General features: G+C 44.2%; 13 protein-coding genes and 1 CRISPR repeat array. Of the genes, 1 reads left to right on the forward strand and 12 read right to left on the reverse strand.

The annotated features are described in order from the left end of the window. Positions 1-10 precede the first annotated feature (10 nt). The 9 genes from pknB to CFS60_RS05715 all read right to left on the reverse strand — a co-directional run bounded on the left by pknB (position 11) and on the right by CFS60_RS05715 (position 10,638). Positions 11-1,993 carry a Stk1 family PASTA domain-containing Ser/Thr kinase gene (pknB, locus tag CFS60_RS05675; protein WP_088838967.1) on the reverse strand — a complete coding sequence of 661 codons (1,983 nt, stop codon included), beginning with the start codon at positions 1,991-1,993 and terminating at the stop codon, positions 11-13. After that, positions 1,990-2,748, reverse strand: a complete 759-nt coding sequence (locus CFS60_RS05680) for a Stp1/IreP family PP2C-type Ser/Thr phosphatase (protein ID WP_088809507.1) — start codon at positions 2,746-2,748, stop codon at positions 1,990-1,992. The genes pknB and CFS60_RS05680 overlap by 4 nt, the downstream gene beginning before the upstream one ends. A gap of 17 nt (positions 2,749-2,765) precedes the next feature. After that, the gene (rsmB, locus tag CFS60_RS05685; protein ID WP_088825429.1) at positions 2,766-4,091 is read right to left on the reverse strand and encodes a 16S rRNA (cytosine(967)-C(5))-methyltransferase RsmB; all 1,326 of its coding nucleotides are present in this window, start codon (positions 4,089-4,091) and stop codon (positions 2,766-2,768) included. Then, positions 4,092-5,033: a methionyl-tRNA formyltransferase gene (gene fmt, locus CFS60_RS05690; protein ID WP_088809505.1), complete on the reverse strand. Its 942-nt coding sequence runs from the start codon at positions 5,031-5,033 to the stop codon at positions 4,092-4,094. It abuts the gene before it with no gap. A gap of 11 nt (positions 5,034-5,044) precedes the next feature. Beyond that, entirely contained in the window at positions 5,045-7,447 is a 2,403-nt protein-coding gene (priA, locus tag CFS60_RS05695; RefSeq protein ID WP_088838968.1) for a primosomal protein N', read from the reverse strand. Further along, positions 7,444-8,649 (reverse strand): bifunctional phosphopantothenoylcysteine decarboxylase/phosphopantothenate--cysteine ligase CoaBC, encoded by a 1,206-nt coding sequence (gene coaBC, locus CFS60_RS05700; RefSeq protein WP_088809503.1) that lies wholly within the window; start codon positions 8,647-8,649, stop codon positions 7,444-7,446. The genes priA and coaBC overlap by 4 nt, the downstream gene beginning before the upstream one ends. Positions 8,650-8,917: 268 nt before the next feature. Then, positions 8,918-9,121 carry a DNA-directed RNA polymerase subunit omega gene (gene rpoZ, locus CFS60_RS05705; protein ID WP_088809649.1) on the reverse strand — a complete coding sequence of 68 codons (204 nt, stop codon included), beginning with the start codon at positions 9,119-9,121 and terminating at the stop codon, positions 8,918-8,920. Between the two features lie 5 nt (positions 9,122-9,126). Continuing rightward, positions 9,127-9,741: a guanylate kinase gene (gene gmk, locus CFS60_RS05710; protein ID WP_088809502.1), complete on the reverse strand. Its 615-nt coding sequence runs from the start codon at positions 9,739-9,741 to the stop codon at positions 9,127-9,129. A 21-nt stretch (positions 9,742-9,762) separates the two neighbouring features. Further along, a complete protein-coding gene (locus tag CFS60_RS05715; protein WP_088838969.1) occupies positions 9,763-10,638 on the reverse strand; it encodes a YicC/YloC family endoribonuclease in 876 nt (291 codons plus the stop codon). A 123-nt stretch (positions 10,639-10,761) separates the two neighbouring features. On the opposite strand from CFS60_RS05715, the gene CFS60_RS05720 reads away from it, so the two are divergent. Beyond that, on the forward strand, positions 10,762-12,474 hold the full coding sequence (locus tag CFS60_RS05720; protein WP_088816255.1) for an NFACT RNA binding domain-containing protein: 1,713 nt from the start codon (positions 10,762-10,764) through the stop codon (positions 12,472-12,474). A gap of 223 nt (positions 12,475-12,697) precedes the next feature. After that, positions 12,698-13,120: a CRISPR direct-repeat array (repeat unit 30 nt; unit sequence GTTTTAATCTATGTATTGTGAAATGTAAAT). A 122-nt stretch (positions 13,121-13,242) separates the two neighbouring features. On the opposite strand, the gene CFS60_RS05725 is transcribed toward CFS60_RS05720, so the two are convergent. Genes CFS60_RS05725 through CFS60_RS05735 form a run of 3 tightly spaced genes read right to left on the reverse strand, consistent with a single transcriptional unit; the run spans position 13,243 to position 16,450 of the window. Then, positions 13,243-14,388, reverse strand: coding sequence for an ABC transporter permease (locus CFS60_RS05725; protein ID WP_255377771.1), 1,146 nt, complete (start codon positions 14,386-14,388; stop codon positions 13,243-13,245). 1 nt (position 14,389) lies between these two features. Then, on the reverse strand, positions 14,390-15,496 hold the full coding sequence (locus CFS60_RS05730) for an ABC transporter permease (RefSeq protein WP_088809498.1): 1,107 nt from the start codon (positions 15,494-15,496) through the stop codon (positions 14,390-14,392). A 15-nt stretch (positions 15,497-15,511) separates the two neighbouring features. Then, positions 15,512-16,450 carry an ABC transporter ATP-binding protein gene (locus CFS60_RS05735; RefSeq protein WP_088838970.1) on the reverse strand — a complete coding sequence of 313 codons (939 nt, stop codon included), beginning with the start codon at positions 16,448-16,450 and terminating at the stop codon, positions 15,512-15,514. Positions 16,451-16,452 lie beyond the last annotated feature (2 nt).

A 16,452-nucleotide genomic window follows, 5' to 3' on the forward strand; every position in this document is an offset into this window, starting at 1 on the left:
ACGACCTCCTTTAATTCGGATAATCTACCGTACCTTCATCAATAGTTTCATCATCACGCAAAATTTTATAGCTTCCTTTTGAACCTTCTTCAATTTCAAACGTAATCGTAACACTTGTATTTTCGGTAATATCTAGTTCGCGATACGGGGTTGACATCGAATGATTTTTATCATCAATATAAATTTTAACATGTTTTGGTTTCGGCGAGTCGCCGTCGCCGCCTGAACCTGCATCACCATACGGAATTTGAATCGTTTTTGTCACGCTTTTTACTGCTTTTTCTTTCGGTCCTTTGGAAATCACAACATTCACCGTTGATCCGGCGTTTATCGTCGTACCTGCGGCAGGTGACTGCGAAATCACTTGTCCTTTTTCAACCGTATCGCTGTTTTGTTCTGTTGTTTGGATCGTAATTCCGACCGAGGAAGCATAGTCATCGAGTGCTGTTTGATTATAGCCGCGTAAATCTTTTAATGTAATTGGTGCTTTACCGCGACTCACCATTAGCTCAACATCTGTATCTTTCGCCACAACATCCGTTCCAGCAGCAGGACTTTGCGAGATTATCATCCCTGCTTCTACGGTATCGCTATATTCTTCTTTTTTCGAAACGGATTTAAAGCCCTGTTCTTTTAAAACTGTTTCCGTATCCTCATAGCTCCTACCAGAATAATCTTCCATCGTGACTTTTTTAGAGCCGATACTAACATAAAGTGTTATTTTAGCACCTTTTTCTTTCATTTCCCCAGCTTCAGGGTCGGTATTGATAACATCTCCATCTTTAACAGAATCGCTATTCTTTTCAATGGTTCTTCCAATCGTAAACCCTTCTTTTTGTAGCAAAGAAATGGCTTGTGATTCGGTTTTACCACTAACATCTGGCACTTCAAATTCTGTTGGATTTTTTCCGAGCAACCAAAGCGTTAAAATGATTCCTGCAAATAGCAAAATGACGCCAAAAACAATCCAGAAAATTTTCTTTTTCTTGCTCATTTTTTTCTTCGGCTTTTTCCCATCCGCGTCGCCTTCTTTGATTGCCTCTTCTTCTGCAAGCGGCGTTTGTGTGACGGTATCATCTAAGTTGCGCATCGCGTTTTTCGTCGCAATAATGGGAATCGTTTTTGTATCCCCGTCGTCCGTGTTCGGAATAAATTTAGGCTCGTTCAGGCGGTCTTCATTTAAACAAGTTTCTAAATCTTCTTCCATTTCTTCAGCAGACTGGTAGCGGGCAGCAGGATCTTTTGCCGTTGCTTTAATAATAATATTTTCCAAGCTTTGCGGGATAGCAGGATTCGTCTCTCGAACAGACGGAATGCTTCCCTGTAAATGTTTAATCGCAATGGATACAGCGGATTCCCCGTCATAAGGAACTTGTCCGCTTAGAAGCTCATAAAGCACAATTCCGAGCGAATAAATATCTGATTTTTGAGTCGCCATGCCGCCGCGCGCTTGCTCGGGAGATAAATAGTGCACAGAGCCGACAAGCGAATTGGTTTGCGTAATTGAGGTTTCCGAAAGCGCCATCGCAATTCCGAAATCCGTAATTTTCACAACTCCATCATGGTCGATTAAAATATTTTGCGGTTTAATATCACGGTGAATGATATGATATTTATGCGCTGCCGAAATGGCTGAAACAATTTGCTTCATAATTTCAACGGCTTCATCAAATGGAATCGGGTGTTTTTCTTGAATGTATTGTTTTAAATCCATGCCTTCCACGTATTCCATAACAATGTAGTGCAAATCATTTTCTTCACCGACATCATAGATGCCAACAATATTGGGGTGCACTAAACTTGTTGCTGACTGCGCCTCACGCTGGAAGCGACGAATCAAATTGCTTTCATCAGCTAAATCAATTCGCAAGATTTTCACTGCCACATCGCGGTCTAAAATCATATCGTGTGCTAAAAATACATTAGCCATTCCGCCGCCGCCAATTGGGCTTAAAATTTTATATCGTCCGCTTAGTCGTTTTCCAATCATCATGATGAGTCACCCCCTTTTCTTACGTTATCCCGTTTAAGTAGTAACACGGTAATATTATCTTCTCCGCCGTTTGCGTTTGCTTTCGTAATAAGCGAATCAGCTTTTTCAGCAAGTGTTCTTTTGCTGGTTAAAACTTGTCGCATTTCTGCCTCCGAAATCATGTTGCTTAGCCCATCTGAACAGAGTAGCAAAATATCTTCTGTTTGAAATGGTGTAATAAACGTATCCGTGTCAACAAAACCTTCCACGCCTAATGCGCGAAGTAAAATATTTTTGCGTGGATGATTTTCCGCGTCTTCTTTCGAAATTTCACCTTTGCGAAGAAGCTCGTTCACAAGTGAATGGTCTTCCGTAATTTGCACAAATTTCTCGCCTTGAAGCAAGTAACCGCGGCTGTCACCAACATTGGCAATGATGGCTTGACTTCGCGTGAAAATCGCAGCGACTAGCGTCGTGCCCATTCCTTTTAGCTCAGGTTCCTTTTCTGCTTCTGCGGTAATGACGCGATTGATTTTTTGAATCACAATGCGAAACCAGTCTTCCACATCATTCGCGTGTAAAAATTCTTCTGTTTCCTGCCAAGCTTCACTAAGAAGTTTAACGGCCATTTCTGAGGCAACATCACCGGCGCGATGACCGCCCATTCCATCTGCAACTATGACAATTGGATTCCCAGTTTTATTTTCAAAAACACCACCGTTATCTTCATTATGGTGTCTGATTCTTCCTCTGTCCGTTCTAAATTCAACTTGCATAGTTTCTCTCTCCAATCTTAAGGGCGCCGTTTGAAACTCGCAACATAAAATCCGTCGCTTCCAAAATCCGTCGGTAAAATTTGTAAGTCATTGCCCGTCTTTAAATGTTCTAACGATTTCGGGACAGTAACCGATTTCGCCTCAAACTCTGGATGCTTCTCCAGAAATTTCTGCACAACTTCGGCATTTTCTTCCCTGTCAATCGTACAAGTACTATACACTAATATACCATTTTCTTTAACAAGTTGGCTAACTTCATCTAAAATTGCGAGCTGAATTTCGCTAAGTCGCGCAATATCATCAGGCTTTTTACTGTATTTAATATCTGGTTTTCGTTTTAGCACGCCAAACCCAGAACAAGGTGCGTCCACTAAAACGCGGTCAAAACTTTTTGTTTCGAATTCGCTTGTTGCACTTCTCGCATCTAAAGCGAGCGTTCGCACGTTTAATAAATTCAACCGACTAGCCGCACTCGCTACGAGTTTCGTTTTATGAGCGTGGATATCAAGCGCCATCACACTGCCAGTCCCGTTCATCTTCTCCGCAATATGCGTGGTTTTTCCCCCAGGAGCCGAACACGCATCTAAAACGTCCAAGTCGTCCGTAAGCTCGAGCGCATAGGCCACAATCATCGAACTTTCGTCTTGAATGGTACATTTTCCGGTTTTAAAAGCGTTCGTATTTGCGATGCTTCCTTTTTCAATCTCCAGGGCCTCTGGTATAATCTCCGACACTTTTGCAGAAATTCCTTGGTCCGCAAACTCTTTTACGAGTGACTTCGGATTGGTTTCAGTTACATTCACACGTACCGTTTGATTTGGCGGAACTAAAAAGGCCTCTCCAAGTTCAAGTGCGCGCTCGTACCCAAATTGTTTGATAAAACGTGCTGCAAGCCATTCTGGCAGGCTAACTTGAACGCTAAGCCGCGTCACGTCGTCTGAAATCGCATCAATGGCTGGTACGCCTCGGCGAATGATGTTGCGCAAAACGCCGTTCACAAATTTCGTTACGCCATCATGACCGCGCTTCCGCGCAATTTCACCAGCTTCGTGTAAAATCGCATGTTCGGGAATTTTATCCAAAAATTGCATTTGATAAACTGACAACCGCAGCAAATTTTGCACCCAATCTTCTGGCGTCTTTTTCAAAAACGGCTCAAGGAAAAAATCAAGCGTAATTTTCCGTTGAATTGTCCCGTAAACTAGTTCTGTCAAAAGCCCTCTATCCGCTACATTTAAATCTTGTTTTTTTAAAGCATCATTAATAAGTAAATGGCTATAAGAACCTTGATTTTCTACTTTTTCAATTAGTTCAAGCGCAATTTCACGAACTTCTTTTTTCATTTAATCACCAAACCTAACTTCCTTTGAAATATTTCGGAGCGTTCCTTGAATAAACGCATTCGCGTCCATTTTCGGCTTCCCAAAAGGTTGAACAATTTCTGGCACGACAAGATTGCCATCACCGCACACAATGCCAAATGTTGATTTTGTGAGCAGCACAAAACTTCCCGGCGAAAGATCAGTTTGCTCGCTAGATAGATGCGCCCGCCAAATTTTAAACGGTTTTCCTTCAAATGTCGTGTACGCAACTGGAAACGGCGAAAGCCCGCGAATATGGTTCCACACAACCCGCGCTTCTTTAGAAAAATCGAGTTTTTCCTGTTCGCGTGACACATTGCGTGCAAACGTAACCTTTTCCGGATTTTGCGGCACCGCGTTTATCTTCCCTGCCAAAAAGTCTGGCAACGTATCCATTAAAAGTGCCGCGCCAAGCACTGCTAATTTTTCAAACATCGTGCCCGTATCATCTTCGTCCGTAATTGGCATACTGCGCTGCGCAATCATATCGCCGGCGTCTAGTTTTTCCACCATGTACATAATCGTCACGCCCGTTTCCGCCTTCCCGTCCATGACCGCATAATGAATCGGCGCGCCGCCGCGGTACTCTGGAAGCAGTGAAGCATGCACATTAATCGCGCCCTTTTTAGGTAGCGCAAGCAAATTGTTCGGCAAAATCTGCCCATAAGCCGCTGTCACGAGCAAATCCACATCAAGCGCGAGTAAGGCGTCTAATTCTTCTGATGCACGCAATTTTTCAGGCTGGTAAACAGGAATGCCGAGTTCGTTTGCCGCAACCTTAACCGGTGGTGCCGTTAAAACGCGTTTTCGTCCGAGCACTCGGTCTGGCTGAGTTACGACGGCAACCACGTCATATTTTTCAGCTAAATTTTTCAAAACGGGCACCGCAAAATCTGGCGTCCCCATAAAAATAATTTTTTCCATTTTTTCACTCCTTACATCAGAACGTACGGCTCCACATCAATTGAAATCGCAAGTCCTTTCGCTTGTTCTTTTTGGTAGTGCTCAAGTAGCATCTTAAGCTCCTCTTTCAAAGCTGGTTCTTGTTTATATTTAATCATGCACTGGTAGCGATACTTATTTTTAATACGACTGATGGTACTTGGAACTGGCCCTAAAATAATCGAATCCCGCCCAAGCTTAGAGCGCAAGTAGCTCGCCATGTCTTGAATCGTTTTTATCACTTTCCGCTCGTCTTCGTGACTCACGTTAATAAGCGTCAGGAAGTAGAACGGCGGGTATTCTCCGCGGCGGCGCATCAACATTTCGTGACCGTAAAAGCCGTGGTAGTCATGCGTTTTCGCGTACTGAATGCTGTAATGTTCAGGGCTATAACTTTGCACAACCACTTCTCCGGGTAAAACATGCCGCCCAGCGCGTCCACTCACTTGCGTGAGCAACTGAAATGTTCTTTCGGCTGATCTAAAATCGGGTAAGAACAGCATCGTGTCAGCATTTAAAACGCCGACAAGGGTAATGTTCGGAAAATCAAGCCCTTTGGCAATCATTTGCGTGCCAAGCAGAATATCAGCTTCGCCGTTTTGAAAGCGCGAGAGAAGCTTTTCGTGTGCCCCTTTTTTGCGCGTCGTATCCACGTCCATTCGAATGACGCGCGCCTCGGGAATTAATTTCGCAAGGCTTTCCTCCACTTTTTGCGTGCCCGTCCCGAAGTAACGAATGTGCTCGCTCTCGCATGATGGGCATTTCATTGGGACGCGCTCTTCGTGGCCGCAGTAGTGGCATTTCATTTTATGTGTCGCTTGATGGTAGGTAAGTGAAATATCACAATTGGGGCACTCCACCACATATCCACAGTCGCGACACATGACGAATGAGGCATATCCCCTTTTATTCAAAAGCAGGACGGTTTGCTCTTTTCGTTCGATTCGTTCTTTGATTTTTTCGAGCAGTGTGCGTGAAAATTCTGTGCGGTTTTCGCTACGTAGTTCTTCGCGCATGTCTACTACGTGCACTTCTGGCATTTCTTGTTTGTTGATTCGCGTTGGAAGCTCTAGCAAGCTGTAGACGTTTTTTGTTGCGCGCGCATAGGATTCGAGCGACGGCGTGGCGCTACCGAGTACAACTGGGCAGCCGTGACGTTTAGCCCGCCAAATGGCAACATCGCGCGCGTGGTAACGCGGATTATCTTCTTGCTTGTACGTTGCCTCGTGCTCCTCATCGATAATAATGAGCCCCAAATTTTCAAAGGGTGCAAACACGGCCGAACGCGCGCCAACAACGACTTTCGCTTCTTTCCGCTCAATTTTTCGCCATTCATCATATTTTTCACCGTGCGAAAGGGCGCTGTGCAAAACCGCCACCGCGTCGCCAAATCGACTTTTAAACCGCTCGACCATTTGCGGCGTCAAGGAAATTTCTGGAACGAGCACAATGGCTTCTTTTCCTTTTTGTAAAACTTCCGCAATGGATTGCAAATAAATTTCCGTCTTCCCGCTTCCTGTTACGCCGTGCAACAAAAAAGTTTCTGGGCTTGCTTCATTTGCCGAAAGCAGAATCCGGTCGCAAGCCGTCTGTTGTTCCTCAGAAAGCGAGAGCGGCGTTGTCCGTTCAAACTCGCGACTCTCATAAGGGTCCCGGCTCACAATTTTGTCTGCAAGACTAAGCGCGCCCTGTTCAACTAGCTTACTAATAGCCTGTTGGCTCACACCAAGCTCTTCCTTCAGCTGCTTGACGGGCACAAATTCCGCATCGCTAGTTTCAAAAAACGCGAGCAATTTGGCCTGCGCTTTCGCATTTTTCGGCAAATCAGAACGCGCATCATGCAACTGACTTAGCGACAATTCACATTTAGCAACACGCATTTTTTTATTCGTCACTTTATTTTTCACAGCATGCGCGAGTTCAATTTGGCCACTGCGCAAATATTTCTGTACGCTTTTTAAAATGCCACGCGCCTCTAGTTCTTTAAACGGCAGCGTTTCATATCCTTCAAAAAGCCGCTCTAATTCGTCGTCTTCCGTATCAAGTCGTACCACGTATTTCTCATATTTAGCCCGAAGAACAGCCGGCAACATCGCCTGATACACCGAAACGCGGAACGCGAGCGTTTCTTTCGCGAGCCAGTCGCCCAGTTCAAGCAGCTCCTCATTTAAAACTGGCAGCACGTCCATCACCGAGTCAATCGTTTTAAGTTTCGCAACATCTGCCGCCTCGCCTAGCTCAACAACAAAGCCTTGCACCTTCCGATTTCCAAATGGCACAGAAACCCGCGTCCCGACCATCACAAGGTCAACCAAATTTTCCGGCAAAACATAATCAAACGGCCTGTCGACTTGCATCGCCGGAACATCTACAATCACTTTCGCAATTTGAATCATTCGTTCGGCTCCAATCGGTCCGCAATTCGCTTCACAATTTCTTTCGCCACTTCACTTTTGTCTAAAAGGGGGTAACTTTCTTCGCCGCCATTTGCCCCGTAAATCGTCACAATATTCGTATCGGTGCCAAACCCCGCACCCGCGTCTGTTATATCATTCGCCACAATAAAGTCAGCGTTTTTAGATTTTAATTTCTTAAGCGCATTTTCGCGCACATTTTCAGTCTCCGCCGCAAACCCAATAACCACTTGCGCGTCTGATTTCGTTTCACCAACGTCAGCCAAAATATCCTTCGTCCGCTTCATCTCAACCGTGAAGTCGCCCGGTTGCTTTTTAATTTTCTGCTCGCTCACCCGCTGCGGCGTATAGTCCGCAACTGCAGCCGTCATCACAAATGCATCTTGTTTCGCCTGATTTTCCTTCACCGCCGCATACATCTCCTCAGCCGATTCCACGTATAAAACGTTCACGCCAGGTGGGACTAAACGCTCACGTGCACTCGTTACAAGTGTTACATTCGCTCCGGCGCGTTTTGCCGCCTCTGCGACAGCAAAGCCCATCTTCCCTGTTGAATGGTTCGTAAAGTAGCGGACGGGATCTAGTTTTTCGCGTGTCGCACCGGCTGTTACGAGCACGTTTTTCCCTAAAAGTATCGTTTCATCTTCTAAAAAAAACTCACGAATGCGCAGAACGATTTTTTCAGGCTCCTCAAGCCGCCCGCGGCCAACATAGCCACAAGCAAGGTACCCTTCTTCTGGCTCGATAAAGCGCACGCCGTCTGCATAAAGCTGGTTAATGTTTCGCACGACCGCCTTGTGCTGAATCATATGCACATTCATCGCTGGTGCCACCCAAACCGGAGCTTCTGTCGCAAGAAGCGTTGTCGTCACCATATCATCTGCTTGCCCGTTCGCCATTTTTGCAATAATATTCGCGGTTGCAGGTGCGACAATCACAAGGTCAGCCCAGTCCGCAAGATCAATATGCGCCACCACTTTCGAATTTTTTTCATCAAAAGTGTTTGTATAAACATCATTTCTGGATAAAACTTGAAAAGAAAGCGGAGGGACAAATTCCATCGCATGCTCCGTCATCATCACTTTCACATTCGCGCCTGCCTGCGTCAATTTACTTGTAAGGGCAACCGCCTTATAAACCGCAATGCCGCCTGATACCGCTAGTAAAATATTTTTTCCATTCACTTTGATTCACCTCAAGTCCACATAATCCTTTTTATTATAACATGTTTTGGCAAGGAAGATTACGCTTGCGTTTTTGAAAATAAAAGAGCGCCCCGCAATTACTTTTGGGCACTCTTTTGTCACGGATGAATAGCTCATCTGGATACGATTATTTTTCATGTATGTAAAGATACACTTATATATTACACATAAAAAAGCCCAAGTTTCTAGTCTCTTTTAATAGTTTCTCGTACAAAAAAAGCGAATGACTTCTCATTCGCTTTTCGTTTTATTCAGCGTCTTTCGCAATTACTAGTTTGCCAGCGTGAACTTCTTCCAGTGCTTTTCCAACATATTTATGAGATTCGTAAGTGGGTAACGAGCCTGGGTCGTTTTCTGCTTGCATCGCTCTAGCGCGAGCAGCCGCAACAGTTACTAAAGAGTATTTTGAATCAATTTTTAAAAGTAAATTATCAATCGATGGGTATAACATCATAATTAAATCTCCTCCAACATATTTTGATAGCGGTGAATCACACGCTCCGTTTTTAAATGTTCTGTTTCGACAATGCCTTTAATTTTGCGGACAGCGTCAAGGACGACGTCATTTACGACCGCATAATCATAGGAAGCCATCATTTCAATTTCTTCTTTAGCGGTTTTCATTCGCGCTTCGACGACTTCGAGTGTTTCTGTGCCGCGACCGATTAGGCGGTTTTTGAGTTCGCCGAGATCTGGCGGTGTTAGGAAAATGAAAACACCTTCTGGCATTCTTTTTTTCACTTGCATCGCGCCTTGAATCTCAATTTCCAAAAAAATATCGATGCCGTTAGCAAGCTTTTCCTCGACATAATCGAGCGGCGTTCCGTAGTAGTTGCCGACATATTCGGCGTATTCGAGCATTTTGCCGTCAGCGATAGCTTGCTCAAACTCCTCGCGGCTTCTGAAATAGTAGTCAACCGCCTCTTGTTCGCCTTCGCGCGGCTTTCTCGTTGTCATCGAAATCGAGTATTCGAATTTCGTTTCCGGGTCCCGAAAGACCGCTTCCCTTACCGTTCCTTTACCAACCCCACTCGGTCCTGAAAGAACAATTAAAAGGCCTCTTTCCGTCATTCCCTTACCTCATTTCTAAAGTCATTCCACATTTTGGACTTGTTCACGAATTTTTTCAAGCGTCGTTTTCATTTCCACGACATTCTCAGTAATCGTTATCGACATCGCTTTCGACCCAATCGTATTCACTTCCCGGTTCATCTCTTGAATTAGGAAATCCAGCTTTCGCCCCACTGCGCCTTCTTGCGTAAGTATACTATAAAACTGTTTCAAATGGCTATCCAGCCGTTCGGTTTCTTCGTTAATGTCGGCTTTTTCTAGGAATAAACCGAGTTCCGTGAGCATCATGCGCTCGTCAAATTCGGCTTCCGCGAGTTTTGCTAGCCGTTCCTGAAGACGCGCTTTATATGCGGCTTCCATCTCTGGAATCGCCTGACGCACCGCAAGCATGCACGACTCGAATGCCTCTAAGTGCGATTTAAAATAGAGCGCTATTTCAGCGCCTTCTAAACTGCGCATCTCATCAAGCCTTTTTGTTGCCCCGTGAACTGTTTCTAAAACAAGGGCTTCAAGCGCCGAGTCAGCCTCGCTACTTTCACGAACTTCAAGAAAAACAGGATCCGCTAAAAAGTCACGCATCGTCAAGCTTTCCGAGAACTCATAACGCGCTTCCGCTTGTTTCAAGAACCGGTAATACTCGTCGGCCAGTTCAAAGTCCACCGCCAAGTGATGCTTCGCAATTTGTGCCCCTTCAAACGAAATAAAGCACTCCACTCGCCCGCGCTTTAAAACCCCCGAAAGCGTCTTTTTAAGCTTTGTTTCGAGATAAGCGAATTGCCTAGGTATGCGAAAAACTGCCTCAAAATATCGATGATTGACTGCCTTTAATTCAACCGTCACCTTACAATCATCATTTTCTTTCGTTTTTCGACCGAAACCTGTCATGCTTTTCACCATAAGATTCGCCACCTCTTATACTAGTTTCACCTAATTATTATAGCAAAGCTCGTGCTACTTGCATAGTTAAACTTAAAATTGTGATACAATAGTACGTAACAAACAAGTAAAGGAAGAATAAAAATGGCATTTGATGCAATGTTTTTAAAAGCTATGACCGAAGAAATTAAAGAAGGCGCGGAAAGTGGACGCATTATGAAGATTCATCAGCCGTTTCCGCACGAACTTTTGCTTTATATCCGAAAAAACCGCGAAAATAAACGCCTGCTCATTTCAGCGCACCCAAGTTATGCGCGTGTGCAGTGGACGACAGATGTGCCCGAAAATCCACCGAATCCGCCGATGTTTTGTATGCTTTTGCGCAAACATTTGGAAGGCGCCATCATCGAGGAAGTTAGGCAGGAGCCGAATGAGCGGATTCTCGTGCTGGGGTTCCGCGGAAAAGACGATATTGGAGAAAATCGTTTTTTAGATTTGTATATTGAAATTATGGGACGTCACAGCAATTTAACGCTTGTGGATCGTCAAAAAGGAACGATTATTGATTGCATAAAACATATTAGTCCTGCGCAAAATAGTTACCGGACACTACTTCCGGGCGCCGAGTATATTTTACCGCCTAAGGCAAACAAAATCGACCCGTTCACGATTTCTGCGGCTGATTTGGAGACATTCATTTCGCCAGAGGAAGATTCGGCCAAAGCTCTCGTGAAACATTTCGCGGGTTTCAGCCCACTTCTCGCTCTGGAAATTGTCCACCGGGCGGGTGACGCTAGTCCAAATTCGCTACAGTCTGCCTTCTTTTCTGTTTTGCAGGAAATTCCAACCTTTTTAGGCCAAAAAGCTGTGCCGCATACTTTCGTGCGTAACGAGAAGGAAGATTATTATTTTATGCCGCTAGCGCTTGAGGCTCATGCGAAGCGTTTTGATTCTTTGAGTGAATTGCTCGATGCATTTTATAGCGGGAAAGCGCGGCGTGACCGCGTCCATCAAATGGGGCATGATTTGGAGCGTCTTTTGGCGAACGAACGGGCGCGCAACGTTTTAAAGATTGAAAAACTGGAAAATACGCTTGTTGAAACGGAAAAGGCTGACGAGTTCCGCATTCAAGGCGAACTGCTTACGGCGAGTTTATACAAAATGGAAAAAGGTATGGCAAACGTGACGGTGCAAAATTTTTATGATGAGGCCTTGCCAGATGTGACAATCCCGCTTGATACGCGCCTAACGCCTTCACAAAACGCCCAGCGCTATTTTACGCGCTACCAGAAACTCCGTAATGCTGTGGCGTACGTTGAGGAACAAATCGCACTGACGCAGGAAGAAATCGCCTACTTGGATAATGTTCTTGCACAACTGGAAACGGCCGGCCCGAGCGACGTAGAAGAAATCCGGCAAGAACTCGCCGAACAAGGCTACCTTCGTTACAAGAAACCAAAAAACAGCCGTCAAAAAAACGCTGCGCCCAAACTCGAAAAATACACCTCAACAAGTGGCCTACCGATTTTAGTCGGAAAAAACAACAAACAAAACGAATATTTGACGAATAAACTCGCAAAAAACAACGAACTGTGGTTCCACGTCAAGGATTTGCCTGGTTCGCATGTTGTGATCCAAGACCCGAATCCCGATGAAACAGCCATCGAAGAGGCCGCCATGATTGCCGCTTATTTCTCAAAAGCACGTCTATCAAGCACCGTCCCCGTTGACGCAACGCTCGTCAAGCACGTGAAAAAACCAAACGGCGCCAAACCCGGCTACGTCATTTACGATAATCAAACGACCTATTTCGTAACGCCTGACGAAGAAAAAGTCCAAGCATTAAAAAACAAATGACCTATCGCCCCGGTACGATGTATATCGGGGTTTTCTGTCGATGTTCGGTAACGTAAAATTGCTGGGGGAACGACAGAAAGTTGGGAATCATTGGGAGAGTAGGAGAACGAGGAGATAATGGAACAATCAATTCGTTTTTCCATCCCATTTTCCACCCAAAAATCTAGGGTCGACAGAAAACCACTTTTGAGCTATGATGAGAGTAGAGCTCGAGAGGGTACCAGTTTTAATCTATGTATTGTGAAATGTAAATTCCTATACTTCCGTTACTTTTACGTGTACGATGTCGTTTTAATCTATGTATTGTGAAATGTAAATACGTACTCTTCATCTTTTGTGAAACATGAGAATTCGTTTTAATCTATGTATTGTGAAATGTAAATGACAAAAATGGTAAGTTAGTACTTGGTTATATTTACGTTTTAATCTATGTATTGTGAAATGTAAATTCTCATGACAGAAGACAAAGAATATCAAGCGGAAATGTTTTAATCTATGTATTGTGAAATGTAAATAATTCCAGTTTTTCGTTTTTTTGAGTGATGACATTGTTTTAATCTATGTATTGTGAAATGTAAATTTCTTTCGCGGACTGTTCAATTAACCGCGTTGTTTTGTTTTAATCTACGTATTATGAAATGTAGATTCTGTTGTGACCTTACTTTCAAACTCATTCGCCGCTGTTTCAATTTATGTACCATAAATCCTAATCCCGTTAAAATCCCCCGCCAAAATAAAAACTCTGGTGGGGGATTTTTTATGTTTGGTTTAAACAAACGACCGGAGCTCCTTGTTTTTTGCGAATTTGTAGCTGGCAATGCTGAAAAATAGGAGGGTGTAGCCGAGTAAAATGATGATGTTTAAACTTAAATCGGCAAGTGTTCCGTTTTGTTGGAGTTTTGAGACGGCGTCCATCACCCAGTATTGCGGCATGAAAGCGGCGATTTTTTGCATGATTTCTGGCATGATAGCAATCGGGATTAGTGCGCCAGAAAGTAGCGTTGAAATCGTGAAAATCGTCGTTTGCATCGCTGAAATACTCCTTCTGCTTCCTGCGACAAAGCCGAATGCGAGTGACAGCACGACCGCCATCAGTGAGAACACCGCAAGGATTGCAAATAAATCAACGTATGCAACACCCGGATTAATCCGGAAGGCAAAACGCATCGCAAAGAGACAAATCAGCACCTCAACAAGCACAATCACATAGGCGAAAAGCGCATTGCCAAGCAAATACTTTTTGCTGGAGAGCGGCGTGGACATTAAGCGGTAAAACGTCCCTTCCTCCTTTTCTTTTAAAATGAGCTCCCCGAGACTGCCAGCTGCATAAAGCAGCATCATGCATAGAAAGCCAAGAATTTGGGCCGACATCATCTTTTCAATGTCCGATTGATCCTTTAGGTCGGTGTTTTCAATCGGTAATTTTGAAGCGTCATACGTTTTGACCGTCTGCTCAAAATTTGCTTGCCCGCCTAGTTTCTCCAACTTCAAAAGTTTATTAATCTCATTTGAAAGTAGCATTTTGGTCGTGTTTATCGTATTTTCGCCTTGAATCGACTCAATTTTAAAGTCGCTCGCCGTTTGGTTCGCTAAACTATCATTAGCACCTTTTTGAATTAAAATGAGCGCATCCAGCTGGCCGCCAATTAGTTCGGCTTTGCCTTTTTCATAGGAAACCTCTTTCATGCCGGCGTTATCTTCTTTTAAAAATGTCACCAATTGATTCGTATACACACCCGAGTCCTGATTCACTACACCCAGTTTTAAAACTGTCGTGTCATTCATCTGTGTGCCGTAGGAAAAAAAGTAAATTAAAATACTCAAAATTGGAAGACCTATAATCATAATCATACGGACTTTTGATTTCTTTAATACGTCCCAATTATGTTTGAAAATCCAACCCATTTGCGCCATCTTAATACACTTCCTTTCGCTTTTGCGTTATAGCAATGAGGCCAATAAAGAGAATGGCAAAGCCGACATTAATTACAATCGGCATGATAGCCGCGGAAAGTTGTCCGTTGTAAAGAATATCGCGAATACTAATGTTCGCCCAACCAATTGGGGAGAGCTTTTGAATTGTCGGACTTATCATAGGGAAGTAAGCCCCGCCTAGGAAAGCAAAAATTTGGACAATAATGCTCGAAACGGCAGCCCCTGCTGCATTACCGTTAGATAGAACGTCAATCGCCATGCCAAATGATACGGAGAACAAAGCGAGGCTGAAATAAACGGCCGCGATGATGAGGACCGCACTCCCCCAGTTCACGTCAAAGAACAATTGGGAAACCGTCATAAGCAAAACTAAAGAAATCGCTTGAACGACCAGTTCACCAATGAAATTCCCCGTAATCGCCACTTCTTTTCTAAGCGGCGCAATGAGCAAGCGAATATCCGTATGTTTCAATTTCTCAATTCGAAACGCGTTCACACCAGACATCATGCCGAACATCATCGTCATGCCGATGAGCGCAATCGCATAGTACTGGAAAGACGACACATTATCGCTCGTTTTCAGTTTTTGGACCGAAATCGCGTCTTTAGGTACGTCGTTTAAAGCCATGACGCCATTCATTTGCGTAGGATTCACTTTTGCCGTCGTCACAGCGAGTTGATATTGCGACGCGAAAGCATTGATATAGCCGTCCAGTCGCGCTTTTTCAACCGTCCCGGGGCTGTTTGTCACAACGCGCAAATCATTTTCCTTCACCTGAATGAACGCTGTCGCATCACCGTTTTTCACCTTCGCCTCACCAGCTTTAACCCCATCGACTTGTTTAAAAGTAACGCTCTTCGTACTTGCTTCATTCGCAAAAGTTGCAAAGGCTGTATTCATGTTGGCGTCTGCCTGAAGGGCGTAGACGATGTTCATCTTGCCTAAATCGCTGTCGTCAGTAAACGCGTTTTGAAGGACGCTGCCGAGTACGAAAATAAGCGCGATTGGAAAAATGAGCATGAAAATGAAGAAGCTTTTATCGCGCAGTGAAAGTTTCACTTGCTTTTTGATGATGTGAAATAACATTTTGACAGCCTCCTTCTAATCACGCAATTTTCGCCCAGTTAAGTTTAAAAATACAGTTTCCAAGTTGAGCGTTTCTTGATTAATTTCCAAAATATCGATTTTATGTTGCAGTAAAATGGCCAAAATCGAGTTTAGCGTGTTCACTTCGCTACTTGATGTGATGTGAAGCGAATTTGTTCCGTTCCACGTCACCGCCTGAACGCCCGAAACCCCTTCGATGTCTTTTGTCGTAACACTTGCGTCTTGATCCACGATAATTTCCATTTCTTTGACGTCCGTCACCAAACTAATGAGCTGTTCTTCCGTGCCTTCTGCAATGACTTTCCCGTGGTCAATAATCGCAATATAGTCGCAGATTTCCTCGACTTCTTCCATATAATGACTCGTATAAATAATGGTTGCCCCATTTTCATTCAGCTTTTTAATCGAGCGTAAAATATAATTACGAGACTGCGGGTCAATACCAACTGTCGGTTCGTCCATAATGATAAGTTCCGGACGATGCGCAATAGCACAGGCAATGTTCAAACGACGTTTCATACCGCCTGAGAATGCTTCTGGACGTCCTTTCGCTTTATCCGTTAAGCCAACAAAACTAAGCGCCTCATTTGCCGCTTTGTCAAGTTCCGCGCCGCGCAAACCGTATAGCCCAGCAAAAAATTTAACGTTTTCAAGCGCCGAAAGTTCATTATAAAGCGAAATTTCTTGCGGCACGAGGCCAATCTTACTTTTAATCCTCAAGCCGTCTTGCCCTTGCTGCTCTCCGAAAATCGTAATATTACCGCTCGGTTTTTTAATTAAGCCACATAAAATGCTAATCGCCGTACTTTTCCCAGCGCCGTTAGGACCGAGCAAACCAAAAATTTGCCCCTTCTCAATCGAAAGCGTGAGCCGGTCAACCGCAATCGTTTTATCAAATTTTTTCGTTACTTCATTTATTTCAACGATTTTCATAA

Source organism: Listeria sp. ILCC792 (genome assembly GCF_900186135.1).
In the GTDB taxonomy this organism is placed as follows: Bacteria; Bacillota; Bacilli; order Lactobacillales; family Listeriaceae; genus Listeria; species Listeria goaensis.

Bases quoted from the DNA above. Each gene is read 5' to 3' on its own strand.
- pknB (WP_088838967.1), bottom strand. From the start codon at position 1,993: ATGATGATTGGAAAACGACTAAGCGGACGATATAAAATTTTAAGCCCA.
- CFS60_RS05680 (WP_088809507.1), bottom strand. From the start codon at position 2,748: ATGCAAGTTGAATTTAGAACGGACAGAGGAAGAATCAGACACCATAAT.
- rsmB (WP_088825429.1), bottom strand. From the start codon at position 4,091: ATGAAAAAAGAAGTTCGTGAAATTGCGCTTGAACTAATTGAAAAAGTA.
- fmt (WP_088809505.1), bottom strand. From the start codon at position 5,033: ATGGAAAAAATTATTTTTATGGGGACGCCAGATTTTGCGGTGCCCGTT.
- priA (WP_088838968.1), bottom strand. From the start codon at position 7,447: ATGATTCAAATTGCGAAAGTGATTGTAGATGTTCCGGCGATGCAAGTC.
- rpoZ (WP_088809649.1), bottom strand. From the start codon at position 9,121: ATGTTATACCCATCGATTGATAATTTACTTTTAAAAATTGATTCAAAA.
- gmk (WP_088809502.1), bottom strand. From the start codon at position 9,741: ATGACGGAAAGAGGCCTTTTAATTGTTCTTTCAGGACCGAGTGGGGTT.
- CFS60_RS05715 (WP_088838969.1), bottom strand. From the start codon at position 10,638: ATGGTGAAAAGCATGACAGGTTTCGGTCGAAAAACGAAAGAAAATGAT.
- CFS60_RS05720 (WP_088816255.1), top strand. From the start codon at position 10,762: ATGGCATTTGATGCAATGTTTTTAAAAGCTATGACCGAAGAAATTAAA.
- CFS60_RS05725 (WP_255377771.1), bottom strand. From the start codon at position 14,388: ATGGCGCAAATGGGTTGGATTTTCAAACATAATTGGGACGTATTAAAG.
- CFS60_RS05730 (WP_088809498.1), bottom strand. From the start codon at position 15,496: ATGTTATTTCACATCATCAAAAAGCAAGTGAAACTTTCACTGCGCGAT.
- CFS60_RS05735 (WP_088838970.1), bottom strand. From the start codon at position 16,450: ATGAAAATCGTTGAAATAAATGAAGTAACGAAAAAATTTGATAAAACG.